At 71.4% G+C, this 18,378-nt stretch carries 15 protein-coding genes; 11 read left to right on the top strand and 4 right to left on the bottom strand.

Annotated features, from left to right (window positions below; translation table 11 throughout):
- Positions 1 to 78 precede the first annotated feature (78 nt).
- Complete coding sequence (locus tag PED38_RS08065) at positions 79 to 3,429, bottom strand: RHS repeat-associated core domain-containing protein (protein WP_270980757.1); 3,351 nt, start codon at positions 3,427 to 3,429, stop codon at positions 79 to 81.
- A gap of 376 nt (positions 3,430 to 3,805) precedes the next feature.
- On the opposite strand from PED38_RS08065, the gene PED38_RS08060 reads away from it, so the two are divergent.
- Genes PED38_RS08060 through PED38_RS08050 form a run of 3 tightly spaced genes read left to right on the top strand, consistent with a single transcriptional unit; the run spans position 3,806 to position 5,147 of the window.
- Entirely contained in the window at positions 3,806 to 4,141 is a 336-nt protein-coding gene (locus PED38_RS08060; protein ID WP_270980755.1) for a hypothetical protein, read from the top strand.
- Positions 4,142 to 4,150: 9 nt separating this feature from the next.
- Positions 4,151 to 4,549: an SRPBCC family protein gene (locus PED38_RS08055; protein ID WP_270980754.1), complete on the top strand. Its 399-nt coding sequence runs from the start codon at positions 4,151 to 4,153 to the stop codon at positions 4,547 to 4,549.
- 31 nt (positions 4,550 to 4,580) lie between these two features.
- Positions 4,581 to 5,147 (top strand): GNAT family N-acetyltransferase, encoded by a 567-nt coding sequence (locus tag PED38_RS08050; protein WP_270980753.1) that lies wholly within the window; start codon positions 4,581 to 4,583, stop codon positions 5,145 to 5,147.
- On the opposite strand, the gene PED38_RS08045 is transcribed toward PED38_RS08050, so the two are convergent.
- Entirely contained in the window at positions 5,113 to 5,448 is a 336-nt protein-coding gene (locus tag PED38_RS08045) for a hypothetical protein (RefSeq protein ID WP_270980751.1), read from the bottom strand. The genes PED38_RS08050 and PED38_RS08045 overlap by 35 nt on opposite strands.
- Before the next feature lie 137 nt (positions 5,449 to 5,585).
- Here PED38_RS08045 and PED38_RS08040 point away from each other — a divergent pair, with 137 nt between their 5' ends.
- On the top strand, positions 5,586 to 6,479 hold the full coding sequence (locus PED38_RS08040) for a serine hydrolase domain-containing protein (protein ID WP_270980750.1): 894 nt from the start codon (positions 5,586 to 5,588) through the stop codon (positions 6,477 to 6,479).
- Positions 6,480 to 6,541: 62 nt separating this feature from the next.
- Positions 6,542 to 7,783: an ATP-binding protein gene (locus tag PED38_RS08035; RefSeq protein WP_270980749.1), complete on the top strand. Its 1,242-nt coding sequence runs from the start codon at positions 6,542 to 6,544 to the stop codon at positions 7,781 to 7,783.
- 4 nt (positions 7,784 to 7,787) lie between these two features.
- Here PED38_RS08035 and PED38_RS08030 read toward each other — a convergent pair whose 3' ends face one another.
- On the bottom strand, positions 7,788 to 8,312 hold the full coding sequence (locus PED38_RS08030; RefSeq protein ID WP_270980748.1) for an adenylyl-sulfate kinase: 525 nt from the start codon (positions 8,310 to 8,312) through the stop codon (positions 7,788 to 7,790).
- Positions 8,312 to 9,337, bottom strand: coding sequence for a LacI family DNA-binding transcriptional regulator (locus PED38_RS08025; protein ID WP_081235091.1), 1,026 nt, complete (start codon positions 9,335 to 9,337; stop codon positions 8,312 to 8,314). The genes PED38_RS08030 and PED38_RS08025 overlap by 1 nt, the downstream gene beginning before the upstream one ends.
- A gap of 161 nt (positions 9,338 to 9,498) precedes the next feature.
- Between PED38_RS08025 and PED38_RS08020 the strand changes: the two genes are divergently transcribed.
- From PED38_RS08020 to arfA, 6 genes are all read left to right on the top strand, one after another.
- Positions 9,499 to 10,755 carry a sugar ABC transporter substrate-binding protein gene (locus PED38_RS08020; RefSeq protein WP_063072254.1) on the top strand — a complete coding sequence of 419 codons (1,257 nt, stop codon included), beginning with the start codon at positions 9,499 to 9,501 and terminating at the stop codon, positions 10,753 to 10,755.
- Positions 10,756 to 10,760: 5 nt separating this feature from the next.
- Positions 10,761 to 11,702 carry a carbohydrate ABC transporter permease gene (locus tag PED38_RS08015; protein WP_270980746.1) on the top strand — a complete coding sequence of 314 codons (942 nt, stop codon included), beginning with the start codon at positions 10,761 to 10,763 and terminating at the stop codon, positions 11,700 to 11,702.
- 194 nt (positions 11,703 to 11,896) lie between these two features.
- Complete coding sequence (locus tag PED38_RS08010) at positions 11,897 to 12,658, top strand: carbohydrate ABC transporter permease (RefSeq protein WP_270980799.1); 762 nt, start codon at positions 11,897 to 11,899, stop codon at positions 12,656 to 12,658.
- Between the two features lie 62 nt (positions 12,659 to 12,720).
- Positions 12,721 to 14,772, top strand: coding sequence for a glycoside hydrolase family 127 protein (locus PED38_RS08005; protein WP_270980745.1), 2,052 nt, complete (start codon positions 12,721 to 12,723; stop codon positions 14,770 to 14,772).
- 124 nt (positions 14,773 to 14,896) lie between these two features.
- Positions 14,897 to 16,615 (top strand): carbohydrate-binding protein, encoded by a 1,719-nt coding sequence (locus PED38_RS08000; protein ID WP_063072252.1) that lies wholly within the window; start codon positions 14,897 to 14,899, stop codon positions 16,613 to 16,615.
- Positions 16,616 to 16,745: 130 nt separating this feature from the next.
- Positions 16,746 to 18,269 (top strand): arabinosylfuranosidase ArfA, encoded by a 1,524-nt coding sequence (gene arfA / locus PED38_RS07995; RefSeq protein ID WP_270980744.1) that lies wholly within the window; start codon positions 16,746 to 16,748, stop codon positions 18,267 to 18,269.
- The last annotated feature ends 109 nt before the right edge of the window (positions 18,270 to 18,378 follow it).

Below are 18,378 nucleotides of genomic sequence, written 5' to 3'. Positions count from 1 at the left end.
ACTGCTGCCAGTACGAATATTCCCACGTAGAACGTGATATCCATCTGTTTGCCCTTCTGCTCTCTGATGTGGGGCGGGTTATGAGAGGAGCTGATAGCCGACGCTGCCGATGTATCCGGCGATGGCGCCACCGACGAAGCCCGTGGCCGCACCAGCGGGGCAGGCGGCAAGCGTAGAAACACATCCGCCCACTGCGCCTCCGACGCCTGCGGTCAGACCGACCTTGCCGGCTTCCTCCCAGTCGACTTCGCCGAGCCCGGAGGGGTCGAGGGAGTTAACGGGATTTCCTGCTGCGTACGTGTACGGGTTGTTCTCCTGGCCGGACGGGTCGTACTGCGTGAATCGACCCGTGGTCGCGTCGTAGTAACGCGCTCCGAGCTTGTACAGGTTCTCAGACTCCATGTACCCGCCGATGTAGCGCAGCGAGTTCAGCGTGATGGGCGAGGCGTCGGTGACGCCGCGGGTCTCACCGTAGGGGCTGTACGAGTACCCGCCCTCCCAGATGCCGGCGCCGGAGAACATCCCGATGACGGAACCGAGGAGATCGGAGACGTAGTAGTGGCTCGAGTTGATGCGGAAGCCCACTGCCTCTCCGGATCCCGTGCGTCCGTAGTTCTGGACGACGTTCGTGGAGGAGTTCGTCTGGCGGGACAGGCCGAGGAGCGAGTTGGAGAACGATCGTCCGCCGGTCGCGCTCTGCGTGTCCGTGTTCCCCTCGCCGAAGGCGGCGAAGCTGGTGTCTCCGATGGACTGCACCTGTGCACGGTCGCCGTAGGTCGCGACGACACCGGTGATGCCGTTCTTGACCTGGTTGCCGACAGCGTCATAGACCCACGCGGTGGTGTCCTCGGTGGTCTTCGTGAGCTGGTTCGCTCCGTTGTACGTATAGCCGATCGTGCCGGCATCGGCACCGGTGTTCCCGGCGCGAGTCTGGCTCGTGCGGTTGCCCGCAGCATCGTAGGCGTACGCCCATGAGGCGTTCACCGTCGATCCGGCCTTCTCCTCCGCCTTCGTGATGCGGTCCATGGAGTCGTACTGGTAGGCCGTGACGGCCCCCGCGGGGATGCCTTCTTCCTTCGTGCTCGTGCGGGTCTGGATGTTGGTGGTGTCGGTGCCGTTCTTGGCGAAGGAGTACGCGACCTCGGCGGTGACGTTGCCGGCCGCGTTCTTGGCCTGCACCTGGGTGGGGCGGCTGGACTTGTCCAGCGTGGTCACGACCTGTGCACCAGCGGGGAAGATCCGCTTGGTCTCGGCTCCGTTCCCGTCGTACTCGAACAGGGTGCAGCCGCTGTTGGCTGCGGGCGTTCCGCTGGTCGGGCAGACGCCACCGGGCTCGCGCTGGCTGGTGAGCTGGTTGGCGGCGTCGTAGGTGTTCGTCGTGATGCCGCTGGTGTCCTCGAACGTGAGGATGTTCCCGGCCGCGTCGTGCGTGTACTTCTGGTTCAGGCCGGCGAGCGAGCCGATCTGCTGGGTGGTGCGGCCGAGGGTGTCGTACTCGAACTGCTTGGTCCCGGCGAAGCTGTCGGAGTCGAACTGGACGAGCCCGTTCGGGTAGTACGTCTTCGCGAGGGTGCCGCCGTTGTCGAAGGTGACGAGGGTCTGGCGGTCGCGGACGTCGTAGGCGTACTTGGTGATGTCGCCCTTGCCGTCGGTGACGCTGGTGACGCGGGAGAGGGCGTCGTACGTGTACGTCGTCGCACCCTGGGGTGCGGGCGGGGTGACCTTGGTCAGGTTCCCGACCTTGTCGTAGCTGTAGGTGGTGACGTTGCCGTTGCCGTCCTTCGCGGAGCAGAGCTGTCCGGCCCAGCCGCCGCAGATGGTGCGGTCCCAGTTGTCGTAGGTGCGTTCGAACTCGACCGCGCCGGTGCCGCCGGCGGTGGTGTCCTTCTTCTTCGTGGGGTTGCCGGCCGCGTCGTAGTCGAAGCTCGAGGTGTTGCCGCTGGCGTCGGTGGAGCACTTCACCTGGAAGGCGTCGCCACCGGTGGAGGCGCAGCCGGCGCCGGCGGTGTAGACCGCGGAGGCCGCGGCGCCGGTGGGCAGCTCGGTCTTCGTGGCGTTGTTGAGGCCGTCGTACTGGAACTTGGTCTCGTTGCCGGGCGTGCTGCCGGATCCGAGGGCGTCGGTCGAGGTCTGCACGTCGCTGTTCGCGGTCCAGGTCTGCGACTTCGTGCGGTTCAGCGGGTCCTTGGTCGAGGTCACGCGGCCCTGGGTGTCGTAGGCGTAGGTCGAGGCCTTCCCGTTCGGGTTGGTGGCGACCGTGTTGCCGCTGTTGTAGGCGAAGTTCGTCACGACGTCGGCCTTGGCGCCGTGGGTCGGGGACGTGGACTTCTGCGTGATCTTGGTGATCTTGTGCGCGGTGTTGTAGCCGAACGTGATCGTCGTCGTGCCGGGCGCGGACGGGACGGTCATCGTCGCGAGACGGCCGGTGGAGTCGTACGTCATGGTGGTGACGGCGCCGCCGGGCTTCTCGATCTTGGTCAGCTGTCCGGCGCCGTTGCGCGTGTACGTCGTGGTCCGGTTCGTGGAGTCGACGATCGAGGTGATCTTCGGGTCGGAGCCGGTGGTGTGGTTCACGCGCGTGAAGCGGCCGGAGGTGTCCTTGACCGTGTAGGTCGTGGCCGACGTGGTCCAGTCGTTGCTGAGGCCGATGCCGTTGCGGTCGACGTGGTTGACCAGGCGCTTGAGGTTGAGATCGAAGGTGAAGAACTCACCCGTCTCCTTGTACGTGAGCTTCCAGGTGTCGCCCTTGCTCAGGGTGGCGTTGAAGCCGGACGGGGCGACCCAGGTGGTGCCGCTCTTGGTGAACTTCGCGGAGAAGCCGGAGGGGCCGACGAACGTGGCCTCGGTCTCGCCGCTGTTCACGGTGAGGCCGAAGTCGACGTAGCTCATGGTGGAGGACCAGCCGCCGCCGAGGGCGCCGGCGGAGCTGGAGAGGCCGTTGTAGTAGCGGTCGGCGCGGACGCCGATGCCCGCCGCGGAGCTCGTGCCGTCGTTGGCGGTGAGCAGCAGGTTGCCGTTCGCGAGGTTCACGCGGGCGACGGTGTCGTCGGAGAGCGTGATGTCCTCGAAGGACATGTAGGGGAGCGCGCCGAGGCCCGGTGCGCCGACCGGCGTGCCCGCAGGGACGCGCTGGGTCGTCACGGGCTGGCTGAGCTTGCGGTCCGCGTTCGGGATCTTCCACTCGGTCGGCTCGGCCGCGGGCTTGTCGGCGTCGGCGGGCTCGGCCGGGATCGTGCCCGGCGTCCACACGGCGTCCTTCGCGGCCTTCTGGGCTTCGTCCTGCATCTTCTTGTCGACCTGCGCAGGGTCCTGCGTCTGGTCCTCGATCTGCACCGGGCCGGCCGCGGCCGTCTCGGCGGAGGCCGGCATCGCGCCGAGCCCGGTGATCATCACGGCACTGGTCGCGAAGATCGCGAGCGTGCACCTCATTTGACGAGCGAAGCTCGTCTCCTCACCGCGTTTTGTGACGCGCATGTCTTTCCCCTCAGCTTCTTTGCACAGGCATCTGTGCCTTTTCGAAGCTACGTGGTGCACCAACCCACTCGGCACGAACGAGTGCATTGACCCCCGGTCTGGGGGCGAGGCGTGGGAATCAGCAGACTCATGCGCAATCGTCGTATGGGGCAGCGGGCGTGAATGCAAGTCCTCATATATGCGGACACGGCATGAGACGGGCATGTGACTGTCAACCAAGGCTTCCCCGTGCTATGCATCCCCGCCATCTCGGGGCCCGACGTGTCATCTGCCGGATATAGAGCTTGCGCCGTGGCACACACGCGTCGCGACATCCGGATTCGCGGAAAGCGTGCTGGAGAACAGCGCTGCACATGACGCACCCCTTTCCTTGAATCGTGCTGGCGGGACGGCGCTGGTGGTGCTGTCCACCGCGACTGTGATCCCGGCCGACGTTTCTTCTGGCATTGACAGCCCTGCGTCCTCACGACGCTTCTTGCGGAACGTCACGCTGGTCGGCGTAGCGGCGCTGGTCGTCGGCTTCGCCCTGCAAATGATCGCCGCGGCGTCTGCCCTCGTGCTCGGCGACGGCTACGCGCTCGTCGCCCTCGCCGGCGCGTTCCCCGTCGTGCTCGCGAGCGTGCTGGCCTCTCGGGGCGGCTCCCGCGCTCGTGCCGCTCCCGGGTAGCGTCGGAGCGTGACCTGGCCCGCGCTGCACATCACCCGATCCGTCGACGCCGACGTGGCCTCCGTGGTGGCCGTCGCGGGGGATCCGGCCCGGCTGCCGGAGTGGGCGACGGGCGTCAGCGCGGGGATCCGGCTCGAGGGCGGGCGCTGGCTGTCGGACTCGCCGATAGGCGCGATCGAGATCGCGTTCACGGGCCCGCGAGAGCTCGGGATCCTCGACCACGACGTGACGCTCCCCGACGGCACGGTGGTCCGCAACCCGCTGCGCGTCCTCCCGAACGACGACCGCAGCGAGGTCGTGTTCACGCTCTTCCGGCGGCCGGGCATGACCGACGTCACGTTCGCGGAGGACGCGGCGCTCGTCGCGGCGGACCTCGACCGGCTCGCGGCGCTGGTCGCGCGCGGCTGACTCCGGGCCGGGTCGCCGCTACCGTCGACGCATGCCCGCCGCCCGCCTCGCCGACCCCGACGACCGCACCCTCCGGCTCGACCTCCACCTCCCGTCGGCCGATGACGCCGCCGAGGTGCACGCGATCCTCTCCGACCCCGCCGTCTGGACCCACTACCCGTCGCTCCGCGTGACGGATCCCGCGCAGACCGACCGCTTCCTCCGCACGCGCGTCGAGGACTGGGAGCGCGACGGCCTGGGCACCTGGATCGTGCGGGAACGGGACGCCGACGCGGTCGTCGGGTTCGGCGGCTGCGGCATCGCGCACGACGCCTTCTGGAACCTCGGCTACCGCTTCACGCCGGCCGTGCACGGCCGCGGCTACGCGACCGAGATGGCCGGGCGGGCGATCGAGCGGGCGCGCATCCTCCGCCCCGAGCTGCCGGTGGTCGCCTACCTCGTCGCCCACAACCGGGCCTCGGCGGCCGTGGCCGAGCGGGCCGGGTTGGTGCTCGTGCACCGCGGGCCGGATCCGGGCAATCCCAACCCGGCCGTGATGCGCCTCGTCTACGCCGACCGCGCCCTCACCGACGGGCAGCGGGACGCGACGATGCTCTGAGCCCGGCCGAGGCTGCGGCACCGGCGGCCGCGGCATCCGCCTGCTCCCGGTCCCATTCCCGACGCGCGCGCCACGCGCCGGCTTCAGCCACGACGATCCGCGTCCCCGCCAGCAGCACGAGCACGACAGCGGTCAGCACCACGAGCGGCGGCAGCGCGAACCCGACCGCGATCAGCGGGTGCTCCATCCCGATAACGGGCCAGCCCATGTCCTCCCACCGATCGGCGAGGAGCAGCAGCACCGCCAGCGCGACGAGCTCCCCCGCCAGCACTCCGATGGTGATCCGCGTCGCGAGCCGCATGCCGTCCCCTGCCGTCCCGATCGGCCGCTCGCGTCCGTCGCGCCGATGCCGAGCCGCCACCCTCGCACGGTTCCCCCGCCCGGGGAAGACCCGCGCCCCCGCCGGCCGACCATGCCGCCGCGCGCCACACTGGATCCATGAGCATCGCCGCCGACGCCCTCGCCCGCCTCGTCGAGGGCATCGACCGCGAGCGGCTCGGCGCATACGGCGCGGTCGTGCGGATCGGCGACGACGAGGTCGCGCACCGCTGGCGCAGCGACGACCGCGAGAACCTGTACTCGGTGTCCAAGGGCGTGTGCGCGGTCGCCGTCGGCATCGCCGTGGACGAGGGGATCCTCCGGCTCGACACCCGCGTGCCCGAGCTGCTGCCGGATCTCGACCTCGGCCCGGGCGTCGACGGTGTCACCGTCGAGCACCTCCTCACCATGACGAGCGGCATCGACTTCGCCTGGTTCGGCGACGAGCCCGTGCCCGGCCCCGACCTCGCGCAGGCGATGCTCGGCCTCCCGAGCCGCGGCCGCGTCTTCCGCTACAGCGACGCCAGCCCCTACGTCGCCCTGCGGATGCTCGCCGCCGCGGTCGGCGACGTCCGCGACTGGCTCCTCCCGCGCCTGTTCGATCCGCTCGGCATCGAGAACCCGCAGTGGCACCGCTGTCCCCTCGGCTTCATCGTGGGCGGCAGCGGCCTGGAGCTCCGCACCGGCGAGCTCGCGCGCATCGGCCGGCTGCTGCGCGACCGCGGCGCGTGGGAGGGCCGGCAGCTCGTGAGCGGGGAGTGGGTCGACCGGATGCACGGCACCTGGGTCGACACGGGCCACGACGATCCCGCGGCCCCCTTCGCCCGCTACGGCCTCGCGACCTGGGACGGCCCGGGCGACGCCTGGCGCCTCGACGGCCGCTACGGCCAGTACGTGCTGGTCGACGGATCCCGCGACGCGGTCGTCACCATCACGGCCCACGAGGAGGAGCGCGACCACCGGCTCGCGGAGCTCGCGGTGACCGCGGTCGCGGACGCGGCTGGGAGGGCCTGAACCACCAAGCACTGTCATCGGTAATGTTACCAAGACCAGGCGACCTTGGTAACATTACCAACATGCGTGACGCGACCGACAACCCCTTCAGCCCCGGCTCCGACACGGTCCCGGAGATCTGGGCGGGCCGCACCGAGCAGCTCAGCGACTGGCGCGACGTGGTCCGCCCCCGGCTCCTCCGCGGGCTCCCCGAGCGCGGGCGCACGGTGCTCGGGGAGCCCGGCCTCGGCAAGTCCTCGCTCGTGCGGCGCATCGCGCAGGCCGCTGCTCGCGACGGGGACTGGGTCACGCCGCAGCTCCGCATCCCCCTCGGCGTCGACCCGCTGAAGCCCGTCGCGGCCGCGGTGCTGGAGCTCGCTCGCGCCGCGGGGCTGCCCTCGGTGCGTGAGAAGCGGATCAAGGAGTCCATCGCGAGGGTGGAGGCGGTCGCCGCCGCCGGGCTGTCGCTGACGGTGCGCGCGGGATCCGAGCAGGCCGGCCCCGAGCCGCACACGGCGCTGACCGCGCTGCTCGTCGAGGTCGGGCGAGCGGCGATGCGGCAGGAGCGGGTCGTCCTGGTGCACATCGACGAGGTGCAGAACATCACGGACGAGCGGACGCTCTCCCAGCTCCTCATCGCCCTCGGCGACGCGATCACGCACGAGCAGGACGTCGTGGTCCCGGGCGGCGCTCACGTGCGCAGGTCCTTGCCGATCGCGGTGTACCTCACGGGCCTGCCGGACTTCGAGGACCGGGCGGGCGCGCACAAGGGGGCGACGTTCGCGCGCCGCTTCCGCACGACCGTCCTGACGGCGATCGACGACGAGGACATCCGCGCCGCGCTGCAGGACTTCGTCGTGCCCGGCTGGGAGGTCGCGGAGGGCTCCGGTCGCACCCGTCGGATCCGCATGGACCAGGACGCCGTCGCCGCGGTCGTCGACCTGTGCCGAGGGGAGCCGTTCCTCTTCCAACTGGCGGGGGAGCGCGCCTGGTACGCCGGATCGGGGACGACGATCACCCGCGACGAGGTCCACGCGGGCTGGCGGGGCGCGGAGCGCGAGGCGGCCGCGCATGTGGAGCGGATCCTCGAGCGGCTGCCCCCGAGGGAGCGCGCCTTCGTGGAGGCCATGGCCGCGCTGCCCGCCGAGGAGCGCACGCTCACCCGCATAGCGAAGGAGATGGGCCGGTCGAGGGCCGCGGAGGTCGGGACCACCGCGCAACGCCTGGACACCGTGCGCGGCATCATCGACCGGGGCACGTCCTACGGCTTCCGGCACCGGGCGATCGAGGCGCATCTGACCAGCACGTGGCCGCGGATCGTCTGAAGCGTCAGCCCGATGTCCACCCGCTGAGCGCCACCACCTCCGCCGCGATCTCCGCGACGGTCCGCCCGTCGGTCGCCACGCGGTGCACCGCATCCGCCGCCGCCTCGAGCCGCGGCGCGGCCGCCGCGCTGCGCTCCACCGCCTCCGCCAGCCCCGACCCGATCTCGCGCCCCGCCAGCCGCGCGGCGGCCGTCGCGTCATTCGCGGTGAGCAGCACGCCCACCGCCTCGACCTCGCCGCCGAGCGCCGCCGTGAGCCCCGGGAGCTCGAACACGCTGACGGTGTTCGCGTAGATCACGCGCGTCCAGCCCGCGTCGCGGTAGTTCCGCCACATGCATGCGAGGTTCCGTTCGGCCAGCGGGATCCCGTGCCGCCACGGCTCCGGGTGCGCCTGGTCGAGCGCGTCGCCCTCGATGAGCGCATGGGCGACGTCGGCCGCCGCGAGGATCCGCGACACCTCCAGCGCCACCGTCGACTTGCCGACGCCCGAGCGCCCGCCGAGGAAGAGCGCCTGCGTGGGTGCCGTCATCACGCGCCGGTCGACGCCCGCGCCACGACGCGCACGGGCTCCCGGTGCACGCCGGCGGTGCGCTCGCCGTCGATCATGTCGACCAGCCGCTGCGCCGCGATCCGGCCGAGGTGCTCGAGCTCCATGGCCACGCTCGACAGCGGCGGCCGTGCCTCGCTCACGAGCAGGTCCCAGTCGTCGAAGCCGATGACCGCCACGTCGCCCGGCACGTCGCGGCCCTCGTCGCGCAGGGTGTCGAGCACGCCGCGCGCGATGTGGTCGCTGCCACCGATGATCCCGTCGACCGGGTCCCCGCCGCGCACGAGCAGGCGCGCGCAGTCCCGGCCCCACGCCTCGCCCCACTGGCCGTAGAGCGAGGATCCGCCGACCAGCTCGAGCCCGTGGTCGGCGAGCGCCGCCATCACGCCCTCGGCCCGGTCGTGCGCCGCCGCGTAGGACGACTCGCCGTTGACGAGCGCGATGCGCGTGCGCCCCCGCGCGATGAGGTGCTCGGCCGCGAGGCGCCCCGCCATCACGTTGTCGGGTGTGAACGACACGTCGCCCTCTCCCGTCGACGGCGCGTAGACGTAGACGACGGGCACGCCGGCCATCACGGGCGCGGGCGGCCGCGGGTTGGTGGTGCGCCCCACGATGAGGAGGCCGTCGACCCGGCGCGTGAGCAGCGACTGCAGGTGCATCTGCTCGCGGAGCGCGTCGTCGCGGGCGTCCGCGAGCAGCACCGAGAGCGACCCCTTGCCGAACGCGTCCTCGGCGCCGAGCAGGATCGGCAGCACGAAGCGGGCGTCGAGGTCGCTCGTGACCATGCCGATGGTGCCGGTGCGCGAGGAGTTGAGCGCCTGCGCGAAGAAGTTCGGCGTGAAGGAGAGCGCGGTCGCGGCCTCCTCGACGCGTCGTCGGGTGGACTCGCGCACCTGCGCCCGTCCGTTGAGCGCCTTGGAGGCGGTCGCGACGCTGACGCCCGCGGCTCGCGCGACGTCCGCGAGGGTCACCGGGCCGGATCCCGGCCTCGGCCCGTCGATGGTCACGAGTTCGAAAATAGTTCATCCAGAGGTTGACAAGCAAACGAGGCGGTCGTACCTTCCATACCGAAACCGGTTTCGGTTTGCAGTCCTCATCGGGGAGGCGGCCGCGCGACGCGCGCGGACTCCTCGGGGGCCTGCCCTGCAGCATCCCGAGAGGACAACCCGTGAACTCCTTCCCCCGCTCCACGCGCGCGGCCGTCGCGGCCGGCGCGCTCGTCGCCGGACTGGCCCTGGCCGGCTGCTCCACCGGAGGCAGCGCCGCCTCCGGTGGATCCGCCGCCAGTGGCACGTACACGTTCTGGGACCCGTACCCCCAGTTCGACGCCTCCTCCGCCTGGGCGAAGCTCGTCGACACGTGCGGCACCGAGGCGGGCGTCACCGTCCAGCGCACCGCCTACGACACCTCCGACCTCACGAGCAAGGCGCTCCTCGCCGGCCAGCAGGGCAACTCACCCGACCTGCTGCTCGTCGACAACCCGGTCGTCTCCACGCTCGCCGAGGGCGGCCTCCTCGCCACGACGGACGAGACCGGCGCGGACGTCTCCGGCTTCGAGGAGAACGTCCTCGCGGCCGGCCAGATCGGGAAGGACACCTACGGCGTCCCCATCGGCGCCAACACCCTCGCGCTCTACTACAACAAGACGGTGCTCGCGAAGGCGGGCGTGGATCCGGCCACCATCACCGACTGGGCCTCCCTCACGGCGGCGCTCGAGAAGGTCACGGCGTCCGGCGGCAAGGGCATCACGTTCTCCGGCATCGGCACGGAGGAGGGCAGCTTCCAGTTCCTGCCGTTCTTCTGGGGATCCGGCGCCGAGCTCACCGACCTCTCCTCCGACCGGGCCGTGCAGGCGCTCACCCTCTGGACCGACTGGGTGAAGCGCGGCCTCGCGCCCAACAGCGTCATCGGCAACACGCAGACCACCTCGTGGCAGGAGTTCCTCACCGGGGAGTACGCGTTCGGCGAGAACGGCACGTGGCAGCTGAAGGGCGTGAAGGACTCCGGGATGGACTACGGGATCCTCTCCATCCCCGCGAGCGACGGCGGTTCGGCCCCCGCGCCCACCGGCGGCGAGTTCCTCACCGTCCCCGTGCAGCGGGACCAGGCCAGGTACGACGTGTCGAAGCGGATCCAGGCCTGCCTCACCAGCACGGACAACCTCGTCGCCACCGACACCACGCTCTCCTACGTCGCGCCGACGGCCGACGCGCAGAAGGCGCAGGTGGCGGCGGATCCCGACCTCGCACCCTGGGTGACCGCGGTCGGCGAGGCCAAGGGCCGCACGAGCGACGACCTCGGCACGAAGTACCCGCGCATCTCCGAGCAGCTCTGGAAGGCCGTGCAGAACAGCCTCAGCGGAGCGGCCAGCCCCCAGGACGCGCTCGACGAGGCCCAGAAGGCCGCCGAGTCGGCGAACGGCTGACCCGGATGAGCGCCCCCGCCATCACCCGCCGCGAGGCGCCCCGGGTCGACGCCCGGCGGCCCCGCCGCGTCGGACCTCGTCAGCTCACGGCGTGGGCGTTCCTCGTCCCCGTCGTCGTCTACCTCGCCGTCTTCTACGCGTACCCGCTCATCCGGAACGTCGACCTGTCCGTGCGCGACTACACGATCCGCTCGTTCATCGACGGGTCGGCGCCGTTCATCGGACTCGACAACTTCGCCAAGATCGTCCGGAGCCCCACCTTCGGCCCGGCCCTCGCGAACACGCTCACCTTCACGCTCGTCTCCATCGCCTTCCAGTTCACGATCGGCATGGCGCTGGCCGTGTTCTTCTTCCAGCGGTTCCGGCTCTCGGCCACCCTCCGCGCGCTGTTCCTCGTGCCGTGGCTGCTGCCGCTCATCGTGAGCGCGTCGACCTGGTCGTGGATGCTCAACAGCGAGAGCGGGATCGTGAACGCCGCCATCCGCGCGCTCGGCGGCGGCCAGGTCAACTGGCTCACCTCGCCGCAGTGGGCGCTCACGTCGGTGATCATCGCGAACATCTGGATCGGGATCCCGTTCAACCTCGTGATCCTCTACAGCGGCCTGCAGAACATCCCGAGCGACCTGTACGAGGCGGCGTCGCTCGACGGCGCGACGTCGTGGCAGCGCTTCCGGCGCATCACGTTCCCGCTGCTCGCGCCGGTGTCGGCGATCACGATCCTGCTGGGCCTCGTCTACACGCTCAAGGTGTTCGACATCATCTGGATCATGACCCGCGGCGGCCCCGGGGACACCTCGACGACCTTCGCCATCTGGTCCTACCAGCTCGGCTTCGGGTCGACGCTGCCCACCTTCGGGCCGGCCGCCGCGGTCGGCAACCTCCTCATCGTCATGGCCCTCGTCTGCGGCCTCGTCTACCTGCGCGTGCAGAGGAAGCAGGAGAGCTGATGTCCACCGCCGCTCCCGCCCGACCCGCCGGATCCGCCGGATCCGTCGGCCCCACCGGAACCGCCGGCCCCGCCCCCGTCGGCCGCCGTCCCGCGTCCGCGTCGGCCCGCTCGCCCGAGCGCGCCGCGCAGATCCGCCGGAGGGGCCGCCGCAGCGCCGCGACGACCGTGATCGGCGTGCTGCTCACCGCCGTGATGCTCTTCCCCGTCTACTGGATGGTGAACGTCTCGCTGACGCCCACCGTCCAGATGCGGCAGAGCCCGCCGCAGCTGTTCCCCCTGACGCCCACCCTCGACGGCTACGCGGCCGTGATGCGCGACCAGCTGCCGTACCTCGGCACGAGCCTCGTGGTCGGCCTCGGCACCGTGATCGTCACCATCGCGCTCTCGGCGCCGGCCGCCTACTCGCTCGCGAAGCTGAGGCCCGTGGGCGGCGGCGTGCTCGGCTTCGTGATGATCGTGGCCCAGATGATCCCGCAGGTGATCATGGCGATGGGCTTCTACGCGATCTACCTCAACGCCGGGATCCTCAACCGGTGGTGGGGGCTGATCATCGCCGACAGCACGCTCGCCGTGCCGTTCGGGGTGCTCATCTTCACGGCGTTCATGCGCGGGATCCCCGACGAGCTGCTGTCCGCCGCCGAGCTCGACGGCGCGGGCACCTGGCGCACCTTCGTCTCGATCGTGCTGCCCGTGAGCCGCAACTCGGTCGTGACCGTGGGCCTCTTCGCCTTCCTGTGGGCGTGGTCGGACTTCGTGTTCTCGTCCACCTTGAACAGCGGCGGCACCGCGCAGACCATCACGCTCGGCATCTACCGCTACATCGGCAACAACAACCAGGAGTGGAACTCGATCATGGCCACCGCCGTGGTCGCGTCCATCCCGGCGACCGTCCTCCTGATCGTCGCGCAGCGCTACGTGGCCGCGGGCGTCACCGCCGGCGCCGTGAAGGACTGACGCGTGATCCGCGCGCTGTGGTCCCCGATCCGCATCCCCCTTCCCTTACGAGGAGACACCCCGTGACCCGCACCGCCGCCGTCGACCCGACCGTCGCCCCTCCCGCCGCCCCGGGCCCGGGACCTGCCCGCCCGGGCTCGCGCCCTGCCCGCCCGGGCGGCCCCGTCGCGCCGAGCGCGTCGCGGTTGACCCCGCTCGACGCGTCCGAGATCCGCCTCGTCGACGGCTTCTGGGGCGAGCGGCAGCGGCTGAACGCCGACGTGATCCTCCGCCATTGCGAGGAGTGGATGGAGCGGATCGGCTGGACCTCGAACTTCGACCGCGCGGCATCGGGGGAGGAGGGGTGGGGGCACGCCGGCATCGAGTTCGTCGACTCGGAGATCCACAAGCTGCTCGAGGGCATGGCGTGGGAGCTCGGCCGGTCCGTCGACGCCCGCGACGAGGCCGCCGTCGCCGCGCGCGCCGACCTCGCCGGCCGCTTCGCGCGGCTCGTCTCCCGGGTGGCCGCGGCGCAGGATCCCGACGGCTACCTCCACACGTCGTTCGGCCGCGCGTGGCAGCGGCCGCGCTACTCCGACCTCGAGTGGGGCCACGAGCTGTACTCGATGGGGCACCTGATCCAGGCGGGCGTCGCGGCGCACCGCACGGGCGCGTCACCCGAGCTCGTGGGCGTGGTCGCGCGCGTCGCCGACCACCTGTGGGAGGCGTTCGGGCCCGACGGCCGGGTCGCCGTGTGCGGCCACCCGGAGGTGGAGGTCGCGCTCGTGGAGCTCGGCCGCGCGCTGGACGAGCCGCGCTACGTCGAGCTGGCGCGCCTGTTCGTCGAGCGGCGCGGCCACGGGCTGCTCGGCCAGATCGAGTACGGAGCCGAGTACTTCCAGGACGACGTGCCGGTGCGGGACGCCGACGTGCTCCGCGGCCACGCGGTGCGCGCGCTCTACCTCGCGGCCGGCGCCCTCGACGTGGCCGTCGAGACGGGCGACGCCGAGCTCGCCGACGCGGTGCGCCGCCAGTGGGAGGAGACCGTCCGCACCCGCACGTACGTGACGGGCGGCATGGGATCCCACCACCAGGACGAGGCGTTCGGCGCCGACTTCGAGCTGCCGCCGGACCGCGCGTACGCCGAGACCTGCGCGGGCATCGCCTCGAACATGCTGTCGTGGCGGCTGCTCCTGCAGGAGGACGACCCGCGCTACGCCGACCTCATCGAGCGCACGCTCCTCAACACCGTGCTCGCCTCCCCCCGGGAGGACGGCCGCGCCTTCTTCTACACGAACACGCTGCACCAGCGGACCCCCGGGGTCGCGCCCGACGAGGACGTGGTGAACGCGCGCGCCCTCGCGAGCCTCCGCGCGCCGTGGTTCGAGGTGTCGTGCTGCCCCACGAACGTCGCCCGCACGCTCGCGAGCATGGAGCTGACCTTCGCGACGCGCTCGCCGGAGGGGGTGCAGATCCACCAGCTCGGCTCCTACGACGTGGACACCGCGCTCGACGACGGCACGCGCGTCGCGCTGTCGGTGCGCAGCGGCTACCCGTACGCCGGGGACGTGGCGATCACGTTCCGCGAGGACACGGAGCGCGAGGTGGAGCTGGCCGTGCGGATCCCCGCGTGGGCCCGCACCGCGACCGTCACCGAGCCGGGCGGCTCCCCGGTCGAGGCCCGCGGGCGGCGGGTCGTCATGCGCCGCCGGTTCCGCGCGGGTGAGACGGTGACCGTCGACCTGCCCGTGACCGCCCGGTTCGTCGCCCCGGATCCGCGCATCGACGCCGTGCGAGGCCAGGTCGCGGTGGAGCGCGGGCCGCTCGTGCTCGCGCTGGAGTCCACCGACCTGCCCTCGGGCGAGGTGGGCGACGTGTCCGTCGACACGGCGACGGCGCCCGAGCCCACCCGGCGCGGCGCGCGGGTGCGGCTCTCCCGCCGGGTCGCGGATCCCGCCGACTGGCCGTACGGCCCGGCCGGCGCGCCCGACGACCGCGGCGCCCGCGACGAGCGCGGCGCCCGCGTCGACGACCTCGGCCTCGTCGACCTCGTGCCGTATGCCTCCTGGGCCAACCGCGGTCCCTCGACCATGCGGGTCTGGATCCCCGTCGCCCCGGCGACCGGCGATCGGTGACCCGCCTCAGCGTCCCCGCCGGCCCACGGGCCCGACGGGACGACCAGCACATCTGCACGGCACCGGTCATCGGGATCGCCGCCCACCGGGGCGGCACCGCGACCACCACGCGAAGGAGCATGGGATGAGAAGAAGAGCACTGCTGGCGGGGATCATGAGCATCGGGTTGGCGACGACGGGCCTCGTCGCCTCCGCCGGCCCGGCTGCCGCGGCGGGAGGGACGCTGACCATCGACGCGGGCAGCTCGCTCCGGCCGGTCACGCACGTCGCCGCGGGCGGCCTCTACGGGTTCGCGACGAGCACGATGCCGGATCCGTCGATCCTGCAGCCGCTCCGCCTGCGGCAGCACACGCAGCCGCCGCCCGGGGTGCAGCAGCTCGGCAACGGCGCGACCGTCCCCACGGGCGACGCGCTGAAGGTCGCGCCGAGCGTCACCGCGACCGGCGGGCAGCAGTACGTCCGCATGCCGGACATCTACCCGAACTTCCCGTACAAGTGGGTGAGCTGGCAGGACTGGCTGAGCAAGGTTGACACGATGGTCGACGCGCGCCTGGCCGCGACCGGCAACACGGGGATCGACGGCTGGGAGATCTGGAACGAGCCCGACGGGACCTGGGACACCGCCAAGGCGGGGCCCTACAACGACGGCTGGACGCGCACCTACCGGCAGATCCGCGCCAAGGACACGGTGACGCCGATCATCGGTCCCGGCACGACGGTCTACAACCCGACCTTCATGCGCTCGTTCCTCCAGAACGCGAAGGCGACTGGCACGCTCCCCGACGTGATCGTCTGGCACGAGCTGTCCCAGGGCTGGAAGGGGGTCGACGAGCACGTCGCCGACTACCGGGCGCTGGAGAGGTCGCTGGGCATCTCGCCGCGGCGGATCTCCATCAACGAGTACGCGGGGACCGGCGAGGTCGACGTGCCGAGCTCGGCGCTGCACTACATCGCCCAGTTCGAGCGGGCGGGCGTCCACGACGCCGAGCGCGCGTACTGGTACGAGTCGGGGACGATGAACGGCCTGCTCTACCAGGGCAAGCCCACCGCCTCCTACTGGATGTACAAGTGGTACGGCGACATGAGCGGGAACATGCTGCCCGTGACGGCGGCGGGCGACCTCGACGGGATCGCGTCGCTCGACGGCTCCCGGAAGGTGGTGAACGGGGTGTTCGGTGGCGACTCCGGCACGAACACCGTGCGCGTCACCGGGATCGGGTCCTTCGGCAGCAGCGTGCGCGTGACGCTGTCCTCGACGCCGGGCACGGGCCGGAAGACGAACGTGGCCGCCCCGACGACCCTCTCCACGCAGACGCTGCCCGTCGTCGGTGGCGCGGTCTCCATCCCGGTGGCGGGGATGGATGCGACGCAGGCGTACCAGGTCGTCGTGACGCCCGCGTCCGGGCCCACCACGAGCATGCTGCAGGGCACGCAGCAGACGTACGAGGCGGAGAACGCCACGGTCGTCAACGCGCAGATCCTCGGATCCTCGGCGGCCTCGAACGGCTCGTACGTGGGCGGGATCGACGGCTCGGCCGACATGCGGAGCGACAGCTTCGTCGACTTCACGGTCGACGTGCCGACGGCCGGCTCCTACGCGCTCGGCGTGCGCTACGCCAACGGCGGGACGGCGACGTCCACGCAGGGGCTCGCGTCGAACGGCGGCGCGTTCACGTCGCTGTCGTACCCGACCACCGGGGGCTGGGGGCGCTTCGCGACCGTGTCCACGTCCGTCACCCTCCAGGCCGGGTCGAACGTCATCCGGCTGGCGAAGGGGTCGCCGAACTTCGCGGGCGGCAGCGGCTTCGCCGAGCTCGACTCGATCACCGTCACCCGGCGCTGATCCGCGCCACCGACCCGACGCCCCCGCGAGAATGGACCCGCGTTGCTCTTACAACGTTGTAACGGCTCGGATCCACCCGGCACCCCCGGCGTCGATCGGCCCCGCTCCCGATGAAGTGAAGGACCACTCCATGACCGACGCCCGTCCCGCCCCCGACGCCCGGATCGCCATCGACCGCACCGCGGTCGTCGCCCCCGTCAACCGCCGCACCTTCGGCTCGTTCGTCGAGCACCTCGGCCGCTGCGTCTACGACGGCATCTACGAGCCCGGCCACCCCACCGCGAACGCCGACGGCTTCCGCCTCGACGTCGTCGACCTCGTCAAGGAGCTCGGCTCGAGCACCATCCGCTACCCCGGCGGCAACTTCGTCTCCGGCTACCGCTGGGAGGACGGCGTCGGCCCGCGCGCCGAGCGCCCGAAGCGCCTCGACCTCGCCTGGCACTCGCTCGAGACGAACGAGGTCGGCCTCGACGAGTTCGCGCGCTGGTGCGAGCTCACCGGCAGCGAGCTGATGATGGCCGTCAACCTCGGCACGCGCGGCGTGCTCGAGGCCCTCGACATCCTCGAGTACGCGAACCACCCGGGCGGCACCGCCCTCTCCGACCAGCGCATCGCGAACGGTTCCCCCGAGCCGCACGGCGTGAGGATGTGGTGCCTCGGCAACGAGATGGACGGCCCGTGGCAGGTCGGCCACATGACCGCCGACGACTACGGCAAGCTCGCGAACCGCACCGCCGGCGCCATGAAGATGGTGGATCCCACGCTCGAGCTCGTCGCGTGCGGCAGCAGCGGATCCGGCATGCCGACCTTCGGCGAGTGGGAGCGCACCGTGCTCGAGCACGCGTACGACAACGTCGACTTCATCTCCGCCCACGCCTACTACCAGGAGCGCAAGGGCGACCTCGGCAGCTTCCTCGCCTCCTCGCTCGACATGGAGTACTTCATCCGCACGGTCGTCGCCTCCGCCGACCAGGTCAAGTACCGCCGCAAGAGCGACAAGACCATCAACATCTCCTTCGACGAGTGGAACGTCTGGTACCTCGACGAGCACCAGGAGTCCGGCGTCATCACCGAGGGCTGGCCCTACGCGCCGCACCTGCTCGAGGACGTCTACTCGGTCGCCGACGCGGTCGTGCTCGGCAACCTCATGATCACGCTGCTCAAGCACAGCGACCGCGTCACGTCGGCCAGCCTCGCGCAGCTCGTGAACGTGATCGCGCCGATCATGACGGAGACCGGCGGCGGCGCCTGGCGCCAGACCACGTTCTTCCCGTTCTCGGTCACGAGCCGGCTCGCGCAGGGCGAGGTGCTGCGCCCGCGCATCGACGTGGGCACGTACGAGACCGAGGTGCACGGCACCGCGCCGCTCGTCGACTCCGTCGCGACCTTCGACGAGGCCACCGGCCGCGCCGCGGTCTTCCTCGTGAACCGCAGCCTGACCGAGGCCCTCTCCATCGAGGTCGACGTCGCCGGCCTCGCCGTGTCCGAGGTGCTCGAGGCCGTGGGGATCCACGACGACGACGTCTACGCGAAGAACACGTTCGAGGACCGCGAGCGCGTGGGCCTCACGCCGAACGCCTCGGCGTCGCTGACGGACGGCACCCTCACGATCACGCTGCCGCCCGTGTCGTGGACGGCCGTGTCGCTCGGCTAGCCGCACCCGCTCGACCACGCGCCCGTCGCGCCGCATCCGCGGCCGGCGGGCGTCGTGCGTGATGGGGCGGGCGCGGATCGTTCGCGGTGCGCATGCGTCCGGCGCGGTG

Source organism: Clavibacter sp. CT19, from assembly GCF_027858075.1.
Classification (GTDB): Bacteria; Actinomycetota; Actinomycetes; order Actinomycetales; family Microbacteriaceae; genus Clavibacter; species Clavibacter tessellarius_A.
Note: the sequence above shows the minus strand (reverse complement) of the source record. Positions and strands in the feature narration are given on the sequence as shown.